Origin of the sequence: Leptospira hartskeerlii (genome assembly GCF_002811475.1) — a bacterium.
Classification (GTDB): Bacteria; Spirochaetota; Leptospiria; order Leptospirales; family Leptospiraceae; genus Leptospira_B; species Leptospira_B hartskeerlii.
This window is the reverse complement of record NZ_NPDL01000004.1, coordinates 350,199-369,115: the sequence shown is the minus strand read 5'-3', so window position 1 is coordinate 369,115 and position 18,917 is coordinate 350,199. Positions and strand designations below refer to the sequence as shown.

Here is an 18,917-nt window from a genome sequence, read left to right as displayed (position 1 = left end):
AGGGAAAGGAGATAGATAAAAATGAAACGGAAGTTAGTAATTCTTGGGAATGGAATGGTGGGTCACAGATTCGCCGAAAAAATCGCTGAATACGGTGGCACTGAAAAATTTGAAGTAACTATTTTAGGAGAAGAACCTAGAAGAGCTTACGATCGAGTTCATCTTTCCGAATATTTTACGAATAGATCCGCAGATTCTCTTTATCTTTCTCCTTCCGATTGGTATAGAACCAACGGGATCCGCTTATTACTTTCTGAGCCTGCTATCTCAATAGATACCGTTTCCAGAAAAGTAACAACTTCTGCCGGAACTGAATTACCTTTTGATGAATTGGTAGTCGCTACCGGTTCTTCCGCTTTTGTTCCGAATTTCGAAGGCGTGGATAAACAAGGAGTTTTTGTTTATCGTACAATTGAAGATCTAGAAAAGATCATGTCTTATGCTAAACAAGTTTCCAAAGTAGCTGTGCTTGGTGGTGGTTTATTAGGTTTAGAAGCTGCCAAAGCAGTTTTAGACATGGGAAAAGAAAGCCATGTAGTTGAATTCGCATCTCGTTTGATGCCAAGACAATTGGATGAGGCTGCTTCTTCCGTTCTAAAATCTAAGATTGAATCCTTAGGCGTCCGTATTCATTTAAATAAAGAAACAAAACATGCATTAGGCGATTCAAGTTTCCAAGGTCTGGAATTCGTAGATGGTTCCGTTTTAGAAGTGGAGATGTTGATCGTATCCGCAGGGATCCGGCCTAGAGATGAACTGGCAAAAAATTCAGGAATAGAAGTCGGACAAAGAGGCGGGATCATCGTAGATGACGAGTTAAGAACGAACGTCTACGGTGTATACGCAATCGGAGAAGTTGCACTTCATAAGGGAATGATCTACGGACTCGTCGCTCCAGGTTATGAAATGGCAGAGATACTCGCTTATAATCTTTGCAGCCCTGGACAAAAAACGAAATCTTATGCAGGTTCGGATCTTTCTACAAAACTAAAACTGATCGGAGTGGATGTTGCTTCCTTCGGTGATGCATTAGGTCAAACAGAACATCTTCCGATCGCTTATACAAATCCTCGCACAGGTGTGTATAAAAAATTAGTTCTTTCTCCTGACGGTAAAAAACTGAAGGGAGGGATCTTGGTAGGAGATGCTGATGCATATTCTACCCTTCTCACTCTCTATTTAAATAACGTAGAACTTCCCGCAGAGCCTGAGTCTTTGATTGTAGGAACTCCATCTGAAGAAGGTTCCGCATTCGGTTCTCTTCCGGACGATGCAAAGATCTGCTCTTGTAATAACGTTTCTAAAGGAGATCTTTTAGGAGCGATCCGTTCGGGTTCTTGCTCTGATCTGAAAGGTTTGAAAGAATGCACCAAGGCCGGAACCGGTTGTGGTGGTTGTATCCCTCAGATGAATTCCATCTTGAAGGAAGAGCTTCGTGCCCAAGGAAAAGTTGTCACAGAACATGTTTGCGAACATTTTAAATATTCTAGACAAGAATTGTTCCAGATCGCGAAGGTAAAAGGAATCCGCAGCTTCGAAGAGATGATCCGTACTCATGGAATGGGAAATGGCTGCGAGGTTTGTAAACCTGCCGTGGCTTCTATCATTGCAAGTATTTACAACGAACCAATCCAAAAGCATAGAGAGATCCAAGATACCAACGATAAGTATCTTGCAAATATCCAAAGAGGTGGAACGTACTCTGTTGTTCCTCGTATCCCTGGCGGAGAGATTACTCCTGACAAGCTGATCGTGATCGGTCAGATCGCGAAGAAGTACGATCTCTACTGCAAGATCACCGGTGGTCAAAGGATAGATCTACTTGGTGCAAGAATGGATCAACTTCCTGACATCTGGAAAGATCTAGTAGAAGAAGGTTTCGAAAGCGGACATGCGTACGGTAAAGCGATGCGTACCGTTAAAAGTTGTGTTGGCTCTACTTGGTGCAGATACGGAGTTCAAGACAGTACTGCATTTGCAATTCGTATAGAAGAAAGATACAGAGGTATCAGAGCTCCTCATAAATTAAAATCAGCAGTCTCAGGTTGTATCAGAGAATGTGCAGAGGCAAGAGGCAAAGACTTCGGGATCATCGCAACTGAAAAAGGTTGGAACCTTTATGTGGGTGGGAACGGAGGAGTAAATCCGAAACATGCAATCCTTCTTGCAGCAGACTTGGATGAAGAGACCTGCGTTAAATACATAGACAGGTTCATGATGTTCTATATCAGAACTGCGGATAAACTTGTAAGAACTTCCGCATGGTTGGAGCAACTGGAAGGCGGTATAGAATATCTGAAAGATGTGGTCATTAACGACAGACTTGGAATCAACAAAGCATTAGAAGAAGAAATGGACAATCTTGTTGGGACCTACGTCTGCGAATGGAAAGACGTAGTAGATGATCCTGAAAAACAAAAGAGATATAAACATTTCATAAACAGCGAAGACTCCGATCCTACAGTTCGTTTCATCGAAGAAAGAGGACAAAAACGTCCTGTAGATTGGCCTAAAAAAGAACTGGTTTCGAACTAGGAGATAAAAATGAATACAACCGCAAAAGAACCTGTTTGGATACCCGTTAGTACTGTTAGTGAATTTCCGGAAGATGGAGGAGTCTGCGCCAAAGTTTACGGAGAACAGATCGCGATCTTTCATTTCAGTTCAAGAAATGAATGGTATGCATGTGAAAACAAATGTCCTCACACAGGGGACATGGTTTTAGCAAGAGGAATGATCGGCGATTCTCAGGGAGAGCCTAAGGTTGCATGTCCAATGCATAAAAAATCTTTCTCTCTTAGAACCGGTGCTTGTATCAGCGGAGAAGAATATACCGTAAAAACATATCCGGTTCATATCGAGGACGGAACAGTTTATATCGGGATCGAAGACCCGGGAACTCAGGGTTAAGAGTATGAATTCTTCCGCGGGAAAAGTATATTTAGTAGGTGCAGGTCCGGGAAATCCGGACCTTCTCACTGTTCGTGCAGTAAAACTTTTAAGAAAAGCAGACGTCGTCTTATATGATGATCTGGTTTCCGCAGGAGTTTTGAAATATTGTAAAAAGTCTGCGGTCTTAGAATACGTAGGAAAAAGGATCGGACAACATAGCTGTCTCCAAACAGAGATCAATCAAAAATTAGGAGAATATGCTAAACAATATTCTAATATAGTTCGTTTGAAAGGAGGAGATCCTTCTATTTACGGAAGAGCCGGAGAAGAAATAGAATATCTTACTTCCTTAGGAATAGAATGTGAAATTTTAGCAGGAGTCACTACTGCTTCGGGGGCTGCTTCCAGTTTAGGAATCCCGCTCACTCATAGAGAATATGCGAGAGAAATACTTTTCTTATCCGGTCATAAAAAAACCGGCAAAAATCCGGAAAGTTTCGAAGGTCTAAACTTGGAAGGTAAAACTGTTTTGGTTTATATGGGACTGAACAGTTTGGAAAGTATTCGGGAAAACTTATTAGAATCCGGAAACTCAGGCTCTACTCCGATGGCGTTCATAGAAAACGCCACCCTTCCTAACCAAAGATTAGTATTAGCAAATGTAGATACTTGTTTGGAAAAAGCGGAAGAATTTCAGATCAAGACACCGGCACTTTTGATCTTCGGGGAAATCGTGAATTTTTACACTGAGCTGCAAAGATTAAAAGAAGAAGGTAGTATTTCCTACTGTTAAGGAAAACTACTCGCAGTTTTCCTGAGCTGAATTATATTGATTCCTGCGGATCCCCGCTAAGAGGAAGCATGAACGATATTACCGGAAAGAAAACAACTCTTCGAACTGCCCAAGCAGAAGGTTTTGTATTCTGCAAACCGGAAACTATAATAAGGATTAAAGAAAACACTCTTCCAAAAGGAGATCTTTTCGGAGTGGCAAAGGCGGCAGCACTCCTAGGCTCTAAAAAAACTGCAGAGTTGATCCCTCATTGTCATCCCGTTTCCATTGATTCCTTCCAAATCGAATTCGAAGTTCTCTCCGACAAAAATGCTGTCAGGATCTTAACTACCGCCAAATCTATCGGAAAAACCGGCATAGAGATGGAAGCTTTGACCGGCGTAAGTATAGCTTCATTAGTTATTTATGATTTACTAAAACCTATCGATAAAGAATTGGAAATTTCCTCTATTCGTCTTTTGGAGAAGAAGGGAGGCAAAACGGATTCCCAGATCACGAAATTTGCAGCCGGCTCCAAAGCAGGGATCCTAGTTTGTTCCGATTCTACTTTCCAAGGAAAAAGAGAAGATGGTTCCGGAAAGGCAATTTTACATCTATTAAAAGAACATGATGTAGAAACTATTAAATCCGAAATTCTTCCGGACGAGCCCGAGCAGATCCGAAACACAATATTAGAATGGTCTAAACTAGGTTTGGATCTGATCGTCACCACAGGCGGAACAGGACTCGGGCCCAGGGATAATACACCGGAAGCAATAAAAGAGATCTTAGAACAAGAAATCCCAGGTATAGCGGAAGCAATGAGATCCTTCGGCCAAGACAGAACTCCATTTGCAATGTTATCCAGATCTATCGCAGGAAGGATCGGAAAAACCTTAGTCGTATCCGTTCCAGGCAGCACGAATGGAGCTACTGAAAGTTTACAGGCAATTCTTCCCGCAGTATTCCATGCAAAAAAAATGATGAGAGGAGAAGGACATTGATCTCCGTCCAAGAGGCGCTAAAACTCGTGGAATCTTCTGCGAGTGCATCTTATTCTGAAAATACAAACCTCGAAAATTCTCTCGGCAAAATACTAAGGGAAAAAATCTATGCGGATCGGGATTATCCACCTTTTCATAGAGCGACCATGGATGGATTTGCCTTAAAGTCCGAAGGTTTTTCCGAGGATCGAATTTATTCTTATACAAGAGAATTACACGCAGGAGAATCGTTTCAATTAGAAAGCGGAGAAGAAGCCATCCGCATCATGACAGGCGCTCCGGTCCCGGAAGGTTTTGATCTAGTTATAAAGATAGAGGACTCTGAAGATTTAGGAATTTCTAATGGAAAGAAGCAGGTCCGCTTTCGCACGGAAAAATCCGGCTCCTTCTCCAATATAGCAATCCAAGGAGAAGATCTAAAAGAAGATCAGGAAATCTTAAAAGAAGGGACTTTAATCAGCGCATCCATTCTTTCTTTGCTTTCTTCCTTGGGAAAATATTCGGTTCAGACTTCCAAACTTCCTCGAGTTAGAGTCATCTCTACAGGAAACGAGATCGTAGGCCCTGGCGAAATTCCAAAACCTTGGCAGATCAGAGATTCTAATTCTTATTCTATCCGATCTTTATTACAAAAATATGGTATAACTCCATTATCCGTTACTCGCGCAGGTGATGATCCTATTCTTTTAGAAAAAGCAGTATTGGAAGGTTTAGATTCCGATCTTCTTATTCTATCCGGCGGAGTTTCTATGGGAAATCTAGATTTGGTTCCGAAAATTCTGGAAGCTTCCGGAGTTAAGGAAATTTTTCATAAGGTAAGGATCAAACCTGGAAAACCGATTTGGTTTGGAAAAAAGAACGAGCAGGCAGTCTTCGGTCTACCCGGAAATCCGTTCAGTGTTCAGGTTTGTTTTCGTATTTTTGTAGAAGCTTATATACGAAAATTTTTGGGACTTTCTTCGGAGAAACCAATCTGCTTACCTTTTGCGGGAGAAAGAAAAAAGAAAAATAAACTGACCGAGTTTTTCCCAGTATCTTATGAGACCAAAGGCCAAACCTTTTTATCGGAAAAGAAGTTTAACGGAAGCGGTGATATCCGCGCAGGAATTTTTTCTGACGGACTCGGAGTCCAATTTTCGGAGACGGAAAATCTGAAAGAAGGAGATTTGTTGGAATTCTACCCCTGGGCTTAATCCAGATTGACGCAGGGCGCCTCATCGATTGAAATAAGACTATAGAATAAACGTTTGAGGCGGTCGGTATGAGCTCGAAGAAAAAAATCGCTGTTGCTAAAGGAGATGGGATCGGTCCTGAAATTATGGACGCCACTCTTAGGGTCTTAGAAGCGGCAGGTGCGAGCATTGAACCGGTCTTTATAGATATCGGAGAGCAAGTCTATAAGAAAGGCCATAGCGCAGGAATAGAACCCGCATCTTGGGACATTCTCCGCGACACCAAAGTATTTTTTAAAGCACCAATCACAACTCCTCAAGGAGGAGGTTACAAAAGTTTGAACGTAACCGTTCGAACCACCTTGGGACTTTTCGCTAACGTTAGACCCTGTATTTCACTTTATCCTTATGTAGATACAAAACATCCTAAGTTAGACGTGGTTATCGTAAGGGAGAATGAAGAAGACCTTTATACCGGGATAGAACACAAACAAACTTCCGACACCGTTCAATGTTTAAAATTAATCTCTAGACCAGGCTCTGAAAAGATCATCCGTTATGCTTTCGAATACGCCAAAGCATACGGGAGAAAAAGAGTAACTGCAATGGTAAAAGACAATATCATGAAACAGTCCGATGGATTATTTCATGAAGTGTTCAAAGAAATTGCAAAAGAATATCCCGATCTAGAAGCGGCAAGTGAGATCATTGATATTGGTGCAGCCCACTTAGCGGAAAGACCTCAAGCCTACGATGTGGTAGTCACCTTAAACTTATACGGAGATATTATTTCGGACATAGTCGCTCAGGTTGCAGGTTCAGTCGGTATGGCAGGATCCGCAAATATTGGAGAAGTTGTCTCCATGTTCGAAGCAATCCATGGTTCTGCTCCGGATATTGCAGGAAAAAACATAGCAAACCCAAGCGGGCTTATCAACGCCGCAGTGATGATGTTAGTTCACTTAGGACAACCGGATGTCGCGGCTAAGATCCAAAACGCATGGTTACTCACTATCGAAGAAGGAATTCACACCGGAGATATTTACAAAGCAGGCGTAAGTCGAATCAAAGTCGGAACAAAAGAATTCGGAGAAGCTGTCATTGGAAACCTAGGACATCTTCCGGAAAAATTTAAACCTATCTCTTTCGGAAAAGCAAAAGCGATCCATATTCCTGAATACAAAAGAAAAACTCTGCAAAAAGAACTAGTGGGAGTGGATGTATTTTTAGATTGGGCACCTGGAACTTCTGATGAACTTGCTAAAAAGCTGGGTACAGTCGCCGGAGATCTAAAGTTGAGAATGATCACTAACAGAGGAGTAAAAGTCTATCCTAACGGCGCGCCTGAAACTTTTTTAACGGATCATTGGAGATGTAGATTCGTAAATCCGGAAACTCCGGATTCAGATTCAGGGGATGGTTTTATTAAGATCAACCCGGAACAGATCGCAAAATTATTACTTAGAATTTCGGAAGCAAGATTAGACAGTATCCAAACGGATAACCTATATAAGTTCGAAGGGAAAAGGGCCTTCTCCTTAGGTGGTGGAGAATAAATTAAAGTTGGTTTGTTAAGATCTTCTTAAACGAATCCAAAGACACAGGCTTAACAATATAATCTTTTACTAATGGAATTTCTTTAGCTCTTCTTAGATCTGAATCGTCTACGGAAGAGCTAACCATATAGATTTCCGGTTTTTTGCTAAGAGCATTCACAAAGTTTGCGTATTCGTCTAAAAATTGCCAGCCGTCCATAAAAGGCATATTAATATCTAAAAATATAAAATCTGGAATGATATCCGGCTCACTTTGGTGTTCCTTCAAAAAGCTGATCGCGCCTTCTCCATCCGGAAATACTTTTAAACTTTCAACCGCACCTGTTTTCTCGATCGTTCTTTTAGCGATCTCGACGAAGATGGCATCGTCATCTACAAGTATAAGTTTCTGTTTTTTAGATAGCGAATTCATTTGCTTTAGAAAGATGGATTATAAATTTCGTGCCCTGTCCCGGGGTACTTTCCACTTGGATCTCTCCTCCCAAGGATTCGATTTGGTTTTTGGTCATAAACAGACCCAAGCCTCTTCCATCAGTGTTCCGGTGAAATCTTTTGTGTAATTTAAAAATTTGATCCCCATGTTTATTTAAGTCAATTCCTAAACCGTTATCCTGCACTTCTAAAATATGATTTCCGTGAGACCAATATGTCCTAAATCGGATCACTGGATGAGGGGATTCAGATCTATATTTCAAAGAATTGGAAAGTAGATTTAAGAATATACTCTCCAAATAGACCTGAGGATAGACGATAGAAGGAGATTCCGAAAAATCAGCGATGATTTCGGCTTCATATTCCAATATTTGGCCTAAAAACATTGCCTTTACTCTGGAGAACACGGACTCAAACTGTATTTCCTCCGAAACAACTTTCGGACTTTGTCTTATTTTAATCACTTCTACGATTTCGTTTAATGTAGTAAGTAATTGGTCAGAGGTAGTTTTGAGATACTCCATGTATTCGACTCTTTCTTTTTCCGTTTCTGCCTCTTCCAAAAACTTTACAAGTGTGGAAATATTCCCGATCGGGGATCTCATATTATGCGATACAATCTGGTTGAATTCCTCTAACTGAGAGATCCTTTCTTTTAAATGGTTACCTACGGATCTAAGCCTTGCGTTTTTTTCTCTCAGAATATTTTCTAAGATCCTTTTGCGTGAAATATCTTGGATCTGAGAAACGATAAACATCAGTTCTCCCGAATCTTTTCGAACTGCAACCCCAGTGATAAATACCCAAACTATATGTCCTTTCTTGTGTAAATATCTCTTTGCAAATTGAGCGCTGTCCCTTTCTCCATCGATTATTTTACGAAATGCTTCCGCACCTACGTTTAGATCCTCAGGATAAGTAACGTCTTGAAAAGATTTAAAAAGAAGTTCGTCAGGTTCATATCCTAACATCTTCGCGAAAGACTGGTTGAGTTCTAAAAAATGTCCATTTCTATCCAAAAGAATAATCCCATTACCGGAACTATGGAACGCTTCCGAGAATTTTTTCTCGCTTAAACGGATCTCTTCTTCTACAAGTTTAGAAAGAGTGATATCCTGCATCGCACCGTATACTCCCACAATCCTTCCATCGGAATATGCAGGCTTACCTTGTGTGCGGACCCAGATCACTCTTCCTGTCCCAGTAACCATTCTATGTTCTACAGAGTAGGTCTCACCTTTTTGATAGACTCTTAAATTATTCTCTCTTAACTTTTCTAGATCTTCAGAATAAGAATATTTTTGATATACAGTATCTCTATCAATCCCTAGGGAAGGATCTCTTTCCAAAATTTTATAAATTTCGGAAGACCAATACAAAATTCCTGTTTCAAGATTAGATTCCCAAGCTCCTACCTTTGCAAGTTCTGCCATGATAGAGGAGAATTTTTTTTCCTGTTGCAAACTCTCCGTTAGTTGAACTTGATCGGTAACATCTCTGGACGTTGTGTTTAAGTGAGTGACCTTGCCTTCTTTATTTTTAATTGGCTGAGTCAAGGTTTGGAACCACACATAGTCTCCGTCCTTCTTCAAAAAACGGTATTGCATAGCGACTGTCGGTTTTCCTTCCTTCGCTGGATTATGGGAATCTATCAGAATACGTTCCCTGTCGTCAGGATGTATAAAATCGTAAGGATTGCGGCCCAACATTTCTTCCGGTTTAAAACCGGTCAGAGTTTCAATGATAGGATTCACATAAAGATAGATCCCTTCTGGGTCGTGTAGGCAGATCAGCTCTCGACTCGTTTCAATTAAGACCCGGTACAAATCTTGGTTTTGATCCAATTTGATTTTTTCCTGACCCGGTCTTTCTTCCATAAAATGCAAGAACTTGCCCTATTAACTAAATACATATAAAGACGACTTATACGAGTACATTGCGAGTAAAAAAGACCTAAAATCCTAAAATGTAAGGGATTTTTATTCCCGCAAAGTAAACGGATCTAAGATTTCAAATTTTACTCGGAACTAAACCTTTTGTCTTAGAACGAGTGATCTGTTTTTAAGGATTTGGTTCCGAAAAGGAACCTTTTTTCGCGTGGGGTTTGATTCTTTTATAAGAATGAAAAAAGAAAAGTAAATTATAAAAACGTAATTCGATTTTTGAAGAAGTTTTCCGATCGAATAAGACCGAAAAACTTCAGTCCGGTTTATTCTCCGTCGTCTCCGATCGCTTCTACAGGACAGATTTCCATAGCTTTGCGAGCAGCAATCGCCTCTTCCGGATTGGTAGGCTGTTTATGGAAATATACCTTAGACTCATCGTCGGTATATTTCAAAAGTTGAGGAGCCTCTTCCAAGCAGTCATTACAAGGGACACAGCTATTATCAATATAGAATTTTCCCGGAACATTTTCCGGAACTTTGTCATTCTTATCTGCCATGAATACTAAGGATTATCGAACGTTTGGAACGTCAAGTTGGTTTTCTCTATAGAAACGGGTAGGATAGGATTGACAAGTCCAAGAATCAAAGGAAAACACTGCAATGGCAAATTCAGCCCCGCGGTTTTCCCGCAGAACATTCTTGAGACTGGGACTCGCCGGTTCAGGAGCTTTAGTACTCGGAGGATCTATTTGTATCTTGAACAGATCCTCCAGACAACTTCCGAAGGTACTATTCTTCTCCGAATCCGAATTAGAAACCATAGCAGCATTATCAGAAGCTATCTTACCCGAAGCTCCCAATGTTCCAACATATAAAGAAGCCAAGGTATTAGAAAGGTTAGATGAAGAATTTTATTTTGTAGATCCGTTCTTGTCAGACGACTTCAAAACATTGATAATGGTTTTAGAATATCTTCCTTTCTTTCACTGGAAGTTTTCCAGATTCTCTAAACTATCTTTGGAATCCAGAAGAAAGTTTTTATCCGAATTGAATCATTCAGACTCCGACACGGTAAGAGCGGTGTGGGCAAATTTAAGAATGCCTATTTTTCTAATGTACTATGGACATGAATCCACTTTCAAAACGATTTCGTATGACGGACCTTTTTTAAATCCTCCCGAAAAGTTAAGCGAGTCCAGGATCTATTATCGCAAACTAGTAGGAGGTTCCGATGTCGGGTAAAATTTACGAATGGAAAAATTTAGGCGAATCTAAAGAGATCCGCACCGAAGTTTTAGTGATCGGAACAGGTTGCGGAGGTGCAACCGTAGCTTACGAACTAGCTAAAGCGGGGAAAAAAGTAATCTTGATTGAAGAAGGAGGTTACTATCATACAGGATCATTCGACAATCATGAATTAAATATGGCAGGAAAAGTTTCTGCAGAAAGGAATATGGCCACCACAGCTGACGGAACAGTAAACATAGTTTATGGAAAGAATGTGGGAGGAGCTTCCGTTCACTATTGGGCTGATAGTTATAGAACTCCTACAGATAGACTAGAACTCTGGAAGGATAAATTCGGAGTGCTTGGTCATGGCGCGGAAGATTTGGAGCCTTTTTGGAAAGAGTTAGACGACACACTGAACGTCCATCCTGCGAAAGAAGAAAATTATAATAGAATGAACCAATTGGTTCGTAAAGCTTCCAAAGAATTAGGCTGGGAAGGAAATCCGGTACCACAAGCCAGAAAGAACTGCCAAAAGTCCGGGCATTGTATGCAAGGTTGCATGTTCGGAGCAAAACAAAGCCAACTGATCACACATATTCCGATGGCGATGGCTTTGGGAGCAGATCTTTACGCGGATACGAAAGCATTAGAATTAGAACTTGAAGGAGACAAGGTTGTCGGATTAGAAGCAGTCGTGATAGACAGACCTTCTCAAAAAGAATCCGAAGTAAAGTTACGTTTTAAAGCGGATACAGTTGTAGTCGCGGCAGGAGGATTTGGAAGTTCTACCTTTCTTCTTAAGAACGGACTCAAGAAAAAGTTACCTGCATTAGGAGAATTTTTAGCGATCAATCCTTCTCCGTTTGTACACGCTCTCTATAAAGAATCGATTATCCAATGGAGAAATATTCCATCGGCATACGGAGTGGAAGAATTTAGATTGGCACGTTATGCGGGAGGTATATACAGAGAAGGCGGCTATCTTATCATGGCTAACCAATTACAACCAGGAGCGATAGGTGCTCTTGTTCCGGGATTTGGAGCGGAACATTTCGAGATCATGAAAGAACTTCCTAAACTCGGAGGGACCATAGGCTGGATAGACGATCCGGATTCTGAATTAGGAAGAATAGATATAAAGTCCAGCGGTAAAAGAGAAGTTCAATACAGTTTTGGACCGCTTACTAAAGAGATACTCAAAGATTGTATTCGCAAACAAATCATCCTGAATTTTAAAGCAGGCGCATATAAGGTTATTCTTCCAGACCTGAAGAGAACTGTCTTAACTAAACCAGAGGAGATAAGCGTTGTAGATTCACTTCCATTAACTCCTGCTTCAATGGCTATGGCTGCTCCTCATCCTGCAGGAGGATGTAGAATGGGATTGGATCCCAAAACTTCAGTCGTGGATTGGAAACATAAAGTGCATGGAATTTCGAATTTGTATGTGAGCGATTCCAGTGTGTTTCCTACGGCGGTTTCCGTAGATCCAAGCTATACGATCATGGCATTCTCCAAAAGAGCTGCTCAATTTATTTCAGAGAAAAGGCCTTGAGTTCTCGCTCGGAACTTTTGGGCCTAATCTCCTTGACCGGACCGCTCCTTGGAAAAACATCGTAATCGCAACCAAGAATCGGAGAGGTGTCCGAGCGGTTTATGGTACTTGCTTGGAAAGCAAGCGTAGGGTAACACCTACCGGGGGTTCGAATCCCCCCCTCTCCGCCAATTCTTGATTCCAAGTGGATCTAATATGGAACCGCTAGGCAAAACATTTCTGTGGATCGGGGCATTCTTCCTGATTATTGGAGCCATTATCCTTTTCGGCCCCAAACTTCCATTTATCTCTTCTCTCGGAAATTTGCCGGGAGACTTCAAGATCGAAAGAGAAAATTTCAAATTCTACTTTCCTTTTGCAACTTCCATTCTGATCAGTATCGGACTCTCTCTCCTTCTGTATCTTTGGAACAGATTTATACATTAAGAAAAACAAATGGATTCGGAAAACACACCTCGCTTTAGCGATAGATTCGAATTCATATCTGGGGAGAATGATCTATATTCTCTTTTGGAATCTTTTAAGAGATCTGGACAAGATTGGATCGATCTTACCGTTTCCAATCCTACTAAAGTGGGGCTTGTCTATCCAAGAGAAGCTATATTACATTCTCTGGAAAAACCGGAAAGTCTGGAATATGATCCAAATCCAAAAGGAACTATCAGCGCCAGAAAATCCATCGTAAACTATTATAAAGAAAAAGGTCATACTATCTCGGAAGAAGACCTATTTTTAACGTCCTCTTCTTCAGAAGCATATTCCTATTTAATAAAATTATTATGTAACCCGGGAGAAGAAGTCCTCATCCCTTCTCCCGGATATCCACTCTTCGAATTCTTATCCATATTGGACGGTGTTGAATTCAATTCTTATAAACTAGATCAAAACGAAGATTGGAAAATTGATTTCGATGACTTAAACTCAAAGATCACTAATAAAACCAAAATTCTATTTTTAGTTTCTCCGAATAACCCAACAGGAAGTTTGCTTACTTCTAAAGAATTCGAAAAGCTGAAAGTCATTTCTAAAACCAAAAGAATAGCATTGGTCTTAGATGAAGTCTTCTCAGATTACCTACACGAAAAAAATCCAAACCAAATCGATTTCTTTCATACAGATTTCCCAGTATTTGTAGTAAATGGAGTCTCAAAAATACTGGCGCTTCCCCAAATGAAACTCTCTTGGATCCATGTTGGAGGTCCTACAAATTGGAAAGAGGAATGTAAGGAGAGATTAGAGATTATTTCGGATACATATCTTTCCGTAGGAACTCCAATACAACTTGCTCTTCCTGAATTACTCCAATGGAGAAATATGATCCAAAGCCAAGTGCTTAGAAGAATACATAGAAATCTTCAATTTCTGGAAAGTTTTCATTCTTCACATCCTGAAATTGTTTACTCTTCTCCCAAAGGAGGATGGTATGCTGTATTGCAATGCAATTCCTTCTTAAACGATGAAGAATTTTCCTTTAGATTATTAGAAAAAGAGAAAGTATTGGTTCATCCAGGTTCAATGTTCGGATTCGAAGAAGATTCCGGAAGTATAGTGATCAGCTTGATCTCTGAGACAGAATTGTTTCAGTCGGGACTTGAAAAAATTTCTACTTTCTTATGAAATTGCTTTTTGAACAAAACTTTTGTACTGTTTCGGAGTAAGGCCAGTCGCCTTCTTAAATTCCACATTAAAAGAAGTTTTAGAACCGAAACCTACTGCAAATGCAATATTTAGAATATTATCTTCAGTATCGTTTTTTAGAAGTAGCTTAGCTTCTTCTATCCTTTTGGAATTCAAATAAGCGGCAAATCCCAGTCCAAGCCTGGAGTTCAGTAGTTCAGATAATTGATGGGTACTCAAGCCTATCTTAGAAGCGACCATTTGGATGGTAACTTCTTCTTCGGCAAATAATTTCTCCGTGTTCATCAGATGATCTAACGCATTCAAAGACTCATCTACATCTAGCCCCGAGATCTTAGAACGAGCATATCTGGGTTTATTTATGAAACCTCTCAATGCCTCGAGAAGGCTATTCTTCTCCTCCAAATTTTGAGAATACTTTTGGATGATATTATAAAGAAGAATGAGAAGGTCCGCGGGAAAGAAAAGAGGCACCGAATACACTGTAAAGAATCCGTATTCTAAAATCCCCATATAGTAAAAAATACTAATATACCCTAGGGTAAGATATAATCCCCAGGAAACTAAAAACAGGTTTAATTTACGATTTCCTCTTCCCCTCAGGTAAATCCCTGAAATCAATATCATAGGAATAGAAATAGAATATATGATCTCGTTAGTCAAGGTCAGGTAAGCAATCGTATCCATTGTAAAAATGAGCGGAAGTGTCAGACCAAGAATAACGGAAAAAAAGAATAATGTCCGATCCACCCAAGGCAGAAACGTTTCTGTTTCTAAAAATTTCCGAATGAATTGGAATCCAAAAACGCCTCCTAAGTTAAAGAAAAAGTAATTCACTTTTTCGCTCCAAAGAGGTGAATTTTCCCAAAATAGCTCTATTGCATTTCCATAATTTACGTCGTAAGACGCTCCCATACAAAAAGCGTAGCAGGTATATAGTAAAAATTCTTTATATTCCGTTGCTCTATAATATAATAAAGCAACTAAGATAAGCATCCCGTATAAACATGCGGAAAGAGAAAATACTCCCGTTTCAATCGCGAGATTGGCTCGTAAACCAGCCTCATCCATAATATCCATCGGAAATGACATAATAGATTCAGATTTGATCCGAACGACGAATTCTTTCTCTTCTCCCGGCTCTCCTTGTAAGAGTAAGGTTGGATAGAGAACATTTTTTACCGGCCAATTACTTTTTGATAATGTATCCCCGACTCTTTGTATTGGGATTACCCCATTTGAGGTATATAATTCCGCTAAATCATGAGCCTTCCATCGGATCACTAAATAAAGATTTTCACGAATTTCTTCTCGAAATCGAATTCTGAATTTTAACCAATATGATCTTTTAGAAAAATTGAAATTTAAGGCGTTTGATCTAATTCTTTTCCAGCCATCGATTTGATTCGAAGGAGGAGGAATATTTTCGGTATAGTTTTTTTCCCAAAGATATAGTTCGGGAGTGATGTTTTTATTATGTTCGTTTGTGTTCAGAATGAACGGAAGTTCTTTTGCGAAGATGGAACCGAAACTCGAAATAAGAACGAGAAAAAAAATCGAAATTCGGATCATGCGTTAAAAAACAATTTTTAGTAATTCAATTCGGTGCAAACAAAAAACGTTCATGTATATAATTCCGAACGATTTTCGATTCTATTTAGTATATTATCGAATTGTTACTCTCCAGTGTGAGTTATTACTTAACTCATATATGTTAACTGGAGTTTACATCAACGCCATTATGGCGTTTTCTATTCGCCTTGCCTCGGATGAGTTTAATCCGCTTGTCCGAATGATTTTCAGGCCCGCTTCTTAGCGGGCCTTTTTTTATCTTTTTCTAAAAATTCTTCCAAAATCAAGTCACAGTGAAACTGCAAATTCGATCCTAATATGCGAAATCAAAAAGGGATATTCAAATGCATCCAAACGAAACCAAAATTAGAGACTTTTATAAAAGTTTTCATTCAAGAAATTCCGCAAGTATCTCGGACTTCTACTCACAAGAAGTAGAATTTTCAGATCCTGTATTTCCTAAATTAAAAGGTGGTGCAGTACCTGGAATGTGGACCATGCTTTTAGAAAGAATGGATCCGAACGCAACAATAGAATTAGTAGAAGCAAACGCAAATGCTGAGACCGGAACAGCATATTGGGTGGCAACCTACCTTTTTTCAAAAACGGGAAGAAAAGTCCAAAACCATATCAGATCCGAATTCCAATTTAAAAACGGAAAGGTAGTGAAACAAAAGGATAGATTTCCACTCTGGAAATGGACCAGAATGGCTTTAGGCGCTCCTGGAATTCTTTTAGGATGGTCACCTTTAGTCCAAGGAAAGGTTAGATCGGAAGCTGCCAGAAATTTGGAACATTATCTTAGGAAAAAAGGGATCACAGCTTAGAATGGAAAAATCCGTAACGATACAAGACGAGTTTACGGATACGATCCGAATCGCTCTAGAAGGAAAGCCTAGAGCGATGGAAATCCTGTTAGAAAAGATCCAAGATTATATCTTTAATCTTTCCTTAAGAATGTTATGGGATCCTCAAGAAGCGGAAGACGCAACCCAAGAGATCCTACTCAAAATTTCCAGTAAACTTTCCGGATTTAGATTTGAGAGTAAGTTTACTACTTGGGTATATTCTATCGCGAGTAATCATCTTCTGTCTATCAAAAGGCCTAAGAACATTGTGTACTTAAGCAGAATACGCCAAGAATATTTATCTAAACCTAACTCGATCTCCTTAGAAGATCAGGTGGAAGATAAAATTTTAGAGGAAGAGATCAGATTCGGCTGTGTACATGCAGTTTTGTTAAAATTGAATTCCGCGGATAGGATAGTATTCATTCTATCTTCCGTTTACGGTATGACTAGCGAAGAAGGAGCTGAAATTTTGAACATCAGTTCCGAAAACTTTCGTCAAAAACTTTCGCGTTCCAAAAAGAAACTGTCCGAGTTTTTATCCAAAGAATGCGGGATGTGGATCGATAATAACAAGGCTTGTCCTTGCATAGGATTGTCGGGGCATCTTTTAAATCGGAATCGGGACAATGTTTCCTTTTTCACGGAACTGAAAAAACTAAAAAGGAAAAATCCTAATTTAGAAGATTCTAAAGTATTAGAACAATTAAAAGAACTTGATAGACTTGCCTGGATCTACAAGAGCCAAGGAATTTATGAAACTCCCAAGGAAATTTTAGAAAAGCTAGGACCTTCTTCTTAATATCTTCGAAATACTTGAAGATCTATTGAGATTCCTTCCAGTCCGCAGGTTTTGTCAGGCCCAATCGAACAAAGTCTCTTAAAAAACCTCTATATCTAGTTAGAACCTCGCTTTTATTATGCTCTGCCGGCCTAAATATTCCTTTTTTAGAAAATAACTTCATAGGTTCTTCTTTGATATCAGACCAAGTTCCCACTTCTAATGTTAAAGGAAGAAATTTGGAACTCCAACCCTCTTGTTCAGAATATAATTCTTGATAATGATCGTAAAACTTATCCCAAAGATCCCCGTGAGTTGTATAACTCGCGCTTTGAGGACCATAAGCAAAATTGATATGACCACAATGATCTTTAAAGTGAGAAGCAATCTTTTCATACAAAGGAGTATCGGTGCAAGGCCTATGAGTATAAGCATATGGCCACCAAACATTATCCACAGTTCCAAAACCGGAATGTAGATCTAAAACAGGTAGAATAGAATCTTGGACATGAAAGAATTTTTCGAAGACAGTCCGGGAAAGTGTCCTAGATTCAGGCTCCAACCCATGCCCCCTAAAATAAGGAAGTTTATTGGAGAACTTTTGGCCTCCAAAAAAAGGAAGAGGCTTTTCCGCATCTATCCCTGAGTTTCTCATCAGGTCCACTCCACCTGGATTTGCTCTGGTCTTCGCTGCCACTCCACCCGGATTCACGATTGGAATAACAATTAATCCTAATTTACCTTTTTTTAATTCAGGAAGATACCCTGTGGATTTGGGGCTAATTATATATTCCAAAAAATCGATCAGGATCTGGATTCCAATAGTTTCCAACCCATGAACGCCTGCCGTAATCCCTACGGGATGTTTTTCCAAGCCTTCTTTGGTCCCAATCTCCAAACTATAGATCGGAAAACGAAAGCCTTCGTCGGTCCTTCTGGAAAATCCTGCTTGGTTAATTTTTACGAGTTTGCCACCAAGCTTTGCGATCCTGAGTAATCTTTTCTCGTATCGATTTAGTCTTTTGATACCTCTGAGCAAGGTTCGCCTCCGAAATTTTCAGATCGTATCTTTTGTCCACGGAAATAGGTTTTTAAAACCCGGGTCTTTTATAAGACCTTTATATTTTTATTCTTTAGAGTTTTGAAGAGTTTGTAACCATTTACAATCTTCCGAAAGTTCAGAAACTCCCTTTTTGATCAAAGAGCAGTCTGCTTCCGTTGCCGTTTTTAAACAGGAAATAGTCCTATCAATAACCAATTTGGGTTCTTGCGCAGCCAAAGTATACACTTTGGATTCTTTAAATTTTTCTAAACAAAAATCCTTTCTTAATCTTTTTTCTAGAATTGCTTCTGAGTCAGGGTTTAAGGTTTTCATGTCGCCATCTGCGCATTGTCTAACCTTCTCACAATACTTGGAAACCCATGCAAACCCGCTAGAATTCTCCACTCCATTCTGATCCGTTTTCCATACAGATTCCACTGCAGCTGGGACTTTTTTCTTTTTGGAACAACCAAATGAGAAGAATGCTCCCACAAGTACGAAAGGAATTACAACTTTATTTATTTTAGAGATCATTCC

Annotated in this window: 18 protein-coding genes and 1 tRNA gene; 13 read left to right on the top strand and 6 right to left on the bottom strand. The window is 39.8% G+C overall.

The features are described from left to right. Positions 1–21: 21 nt before the first annotated feature. From nirB to CH352_RS09405, 6 genes are all read left to right on the top strand, one after another. Positions 22–2,535: a nitrite reductase large subunit NirB gene (gene nirB, locus CH352_RS09430; protein ID WP_100705037.1), complete on the top strand. Its 2,514-nt coding sequence runs from the start codon at positions 22–24 to the stop codon at positions 2,533–2,535. Between the two features lie 9 nt (positions 2,536–2,544). Continuing rightward, positions 2,545–2,910: a nitrite reductase small subunit NirD gene (gene nirD, locus CH352_RS09425; RefSeq protein ID WP_100705036.1), complete on the top strand. Its 366-nt coding sequence runs from the start codon at positions 2,545–2,547 to the stop codon at positions 2,908–2,910. A 4-nt stretch (positions 2,911–2,914) separates the two neighbouring features. After that, complete coding sequence (cobA, locus tag CH352_RS09420; protein WP_100705035.1) at positions 2,915–3,685, top strand: uroporphyrinogen-III C-methyltransferase; 771 nt, start codon at positions 2,915–2,917, stop codon at positions 3,683–3,685. Between the two features lie 35 nt (positions 3,686–3,720). Beyond that, the gene (moaCB, locus tag CH352_RS09415) at positions 3,721–4,668 is read left to right on the top strand and encodes a bifunctional molybdenum cofactor biosynthesis protein MoaC/MoaB (protein WP_279305029.1); all 948 of its coding nucleotides are present in this window, start codon (positions 3,721–3,723) and stop codon (positions 4,666–4,668) included. Next, the gene (locus CH352_RS09410; protein WP_100705033.1) at positions 4,665–5,861 is read left to right on the top strand and encodes a molybdopterin molybdotransferase MoeA; all 1,197 of its coding nucleotides are present in this window, start codon (positions 4,665–4,667) and stop codon (positions 5,859–5,861) included. The genes moaCB and CH352_RS09410 overlap by 4 nt, the downstream gene beginning before the upstream one ends. A gap of 68 nt (positions 5,862–5,929) precedes the next feature. Beyond that, on the top strand, positions 5,930–7,396 hold the full coding sequence (locus CH352_RS09405; RefSeq protein WP_100705032.1) for an NADP-dependent isocitrate dehydrogenase: 1,467 nt from the start codon (positions 5,930–5,932) through the stop codon (positions 7,394–7,396). Between the two features lies 1 nt (position 7,397). Here CH352_RS09405 and CH352_RS09400 read toward each other — a convergent pair whose 3' ends face one another. From CH352_RS09400 to CH352_RS09390, 3 genes are all read right to left on the bottom strand, one after another. Next, on the bottom strand, positions 7,398–7,808 hold the full coding sequence (locus CH352_RS09400) for a response regulator (protein ID WP_100705031.1): 411 nt from the start codon (positions 7,806–7,808) through the stop codon (positions 7,398–7,400). Next, a complete protein-coding gene (locus CH352_RS09395) occupies positions 7,792–9,705 on the bottom strand; it encodes a PAS domain-containing sensor histidine kinase (RefSeq protein ID WP_100705030.1) in 1,914 nt (637 codons plus the stop codon). Before CH352_RS09395 ends, CH352_RS09400 begins: the two co-directional genes overlap by 17 nt. 332 nt (positions 9,706–10,037) lie before the next feature. Continuing rightward, positions 10,038–10,271 (bottom strand): ferredoxin, encoded by a 234-nt coding sequence (locus CH352_RS09390; RefSeq protein ID WP_100705029.1) that lies wholly within the window; start codon positions 10,269–10,271, stop codon positions 10,038–10,040. Positions 10,272–10,374: 103 nt separating this feature from the next. On the opposite strand from CH352_RS09390, the gene CH352_RS09385 reads away from it, so the two are divergent. From CH352_RS09385 to CH352_RS09365, 5 genes are all read left to right on the top strand, one after another. After that, positions 10,375–10,956 (top strand): twin-arginine translocation signal domain-containing protein, encoded by a 582-nt coding sequence (locus tag CH352_RS09385; RefSeq protein WP_100705028.1) that lies wholly within the window; start codon positions 10,375–10,377, stop codon positions 10,954–10,956. Continuing rightward, positions 10,946–12,499, top strand: a complete 1,554-nt coding sequence (locus CH352_RS09380) for an FAD-dependent oxidoreductase (protein WP_100705027.1) — start codon at positions 10,946–10,948, stop codon at positions 12,497–12,499. The genes CH352_RS09385 and CH352_RS09380 overlap by 11 nt, the downstream gene beginning before the upstream one ends. An 80-nt stretch (positions 12,500–12,579) precedes the next feature. Next, positions 12,580–12,669, top strand: a tRNA-Ser gene (locus CH352_RS09375). 25 nt (positions 12,670–12,694) lie between these two features. Then, a complete protein-coding gene (locus tag CH352_RS09370) occupies positions 12,695–12,925 on the top strand; it encodes a DUF2905 domain-containing protein (protein ID WP_100705026.1) in 231 nt (76 codons plus the stop codon). 9 nt (positions 12,926–12,934) lie between these two features. Next, positions 12,935–14,116 (top strand): pyridoxal phosphate-dependent aminotransferase, encoded by a 1,182-nt coding sequence (locus tag CH352_RS09365; protein ID WP_100705025.1) that lies wholly within the window; start codon positions 12,935–12,937, stop codon positions 14,114–14,116. Here the strand turns inward: CH352_RS09365 and CH352_RS09360 are convergent. Continuing rightward, entirely contained in the window at positions 14,111–15,709 is a 1,599-nt protein-coding gene (locus tag CH352_RS09360) for a 7TM diverse intracellular signaling domain-containing protein (RefSeq protein WP_100705024.1), read from the bottom strand. The two genes, CH352_RS09365 and CH352_RS09360, sit on opposite strands and share 6 nt — an antisense overlap. Before the next feature lie 344 nt (positions 15,710–16,053). Between CH352_RS09360 and CH352_RS09355 the strand changes: the two genes are divergently transcribed. Both CH352_RS09355 and CH352_RS09350 read left to right on the top strand, forming a co-directional pair. Further along, on the top strand, positions 16,054–16,536 hold the full coding sequence (locus CH352_RS09355; protein ID WP_100705023.1) for a nuclear transport factor 2 family protein: 483 nt from the start codon (positions 16,054–16,056) through the stop codon (positions 16,534–16,536). A gap of 1 nt (position 16,537) precedes the next feature. After that, a complete protein-coding gene (locus tag CH352_RS09350) occupies positions 16,538–17,359 on the top strand; it encodes an RNA polymerase sigma factor (RefSeq protein WP_100705022.1) in 822 nt (273 codons plus the stop codon). A gap of 22 nt (positions 17,360–17,381) precedes the next feature. On the opposite strand, the gene CH352_RS09345 is transcribed toward CH352_RS09350, so the two are convergent. Both CH352_RS09345 and CH352_RS09340 read right to left on the bottom strand, forming a co-directional pair. After that, positions 17,382–18,377 carry a M14 family zinc carboxypeptidase gene (locus CH352_RS09345; RefSeq protein ID WP_100705021.1) on the bottom strand — a complete coding sequence of 332 codons (996 nt, stop codon included), beginning with the start codon at positions 18,375–18,377 and terminating at the stop codon, positions 17,382–17,384. An 87-nt stretch (positions 18,378–18,464) separates the two neighbouring features. Beyond that, complete coding sequence (locus tag CH352_RS09340) at positions 18,465–18,914, bottom strand: LA_2478/LA_2722/LA_4182 family protein (protein WP_100705020.1); 450 nt, start codon at positions 18,912–18,914, stop codon at positions 18,465–18,467. Positions 18,915–18,917: the final 3 nt, after the last annotated feature.

Coding starts and splice junctions, on each gene's coding strand:
- nirB (WP_100705037.1), top strand. CDS start 22: ATGAAACGGAAGTTAGTAATTCTTGGGAATGGAATGGTGGGTCACAGA.
- nirD (WP_100705036.1), top strand. CDS start 2,545: ATGAATACAACCGCAAAAGAACCTGTTTGGATACCCGTTAGTACTGTT.
- cobA (WP_100705035.1), top strand. CDS start 2,915: ATGAATTCTTCCGCGGGAAAAGTATATTTAGTAGGTGCAGGTCCGGGA.
- CH352_RS09405 (WP_100705032.1), top strand. CDS start 5,930: ATGAGCTCGAAGAAAAAAATCGCTGTTGCTAAAGGAGATGGGATCGGT.
- CH352_RS09400 (WP_100705031.1), bottom strand. CDS start 7,808: ATGAATTCGCTATCTAAAAAACAGAAACTTATACTTGTAGATGACGAT.
- CH352_RS09395 (WP_100705030.1), bottom strand. CDS start 9,705: ATGGAAGAAAGACCGGGTCAGGAAAAAATCAAATTGGATCAAAACCAA.
- CH352_RS09390 (WP_100705029.1), bottom strand. CDS start 10,271: ATGGCAGATAAGAATGACAAAGTTCCGGAAAATGTTCCGGGAAAATTC.
- CH352_RS09385 (WP_100705028.1), top strand. CDS start 10,375: ATGGCAAATTCAGCCCCGCGGTTTTCCCGCAGAACATTCTTGAGACTG.
- CH352_RS09380 (WP_100705027.1), top strand. CDS start 10,946: ATGTCGGGTAAAATTTACGAATGGAAAAATTTAGGCGAATCTAAAGAG.
- CH352_RS09370 (WP_100705026.1), top strand. CDS start 12,695: ATGGAACCGCTAGGCAAAACATTTCTGTGGATCGGGGCATTCTTCCTG.
- CH352_RS09365 (WP_100705025.1), top strand. CDS start 12,935: ATGGATTCGGAAAACACACCTCGCTTTAGCGATAGATTCGAATTCATA.
- CH352_RS09360 (WP_100705024.1), bottom strand. CDS start 15,709: ATGATCCGAATTTCGATTTTTTTTCTCGTTCTTATTTCGAGTTTCGGT.
- CH352_RS09355 (WP_100705023.1), top strand. CDS start 16,054: ATGCATCCAAACGAAACCAAAATTAGAGACTTTTATAAAAGTTTTCAT.
- CH352_RS09350 (WP_100705022.1), top strand. CDS start 16,538: ATGGAAAAATCCGTAACGATACAAGACGAGTTTACGGATACGATCCGA.
- CH352_RS09340 (WP_100705020.1), bottom strand. CDS start 18,914: ATGATCTCTAAAATAAATAAAGTTGTAATTCCTTTCGTACTTGTGGGA.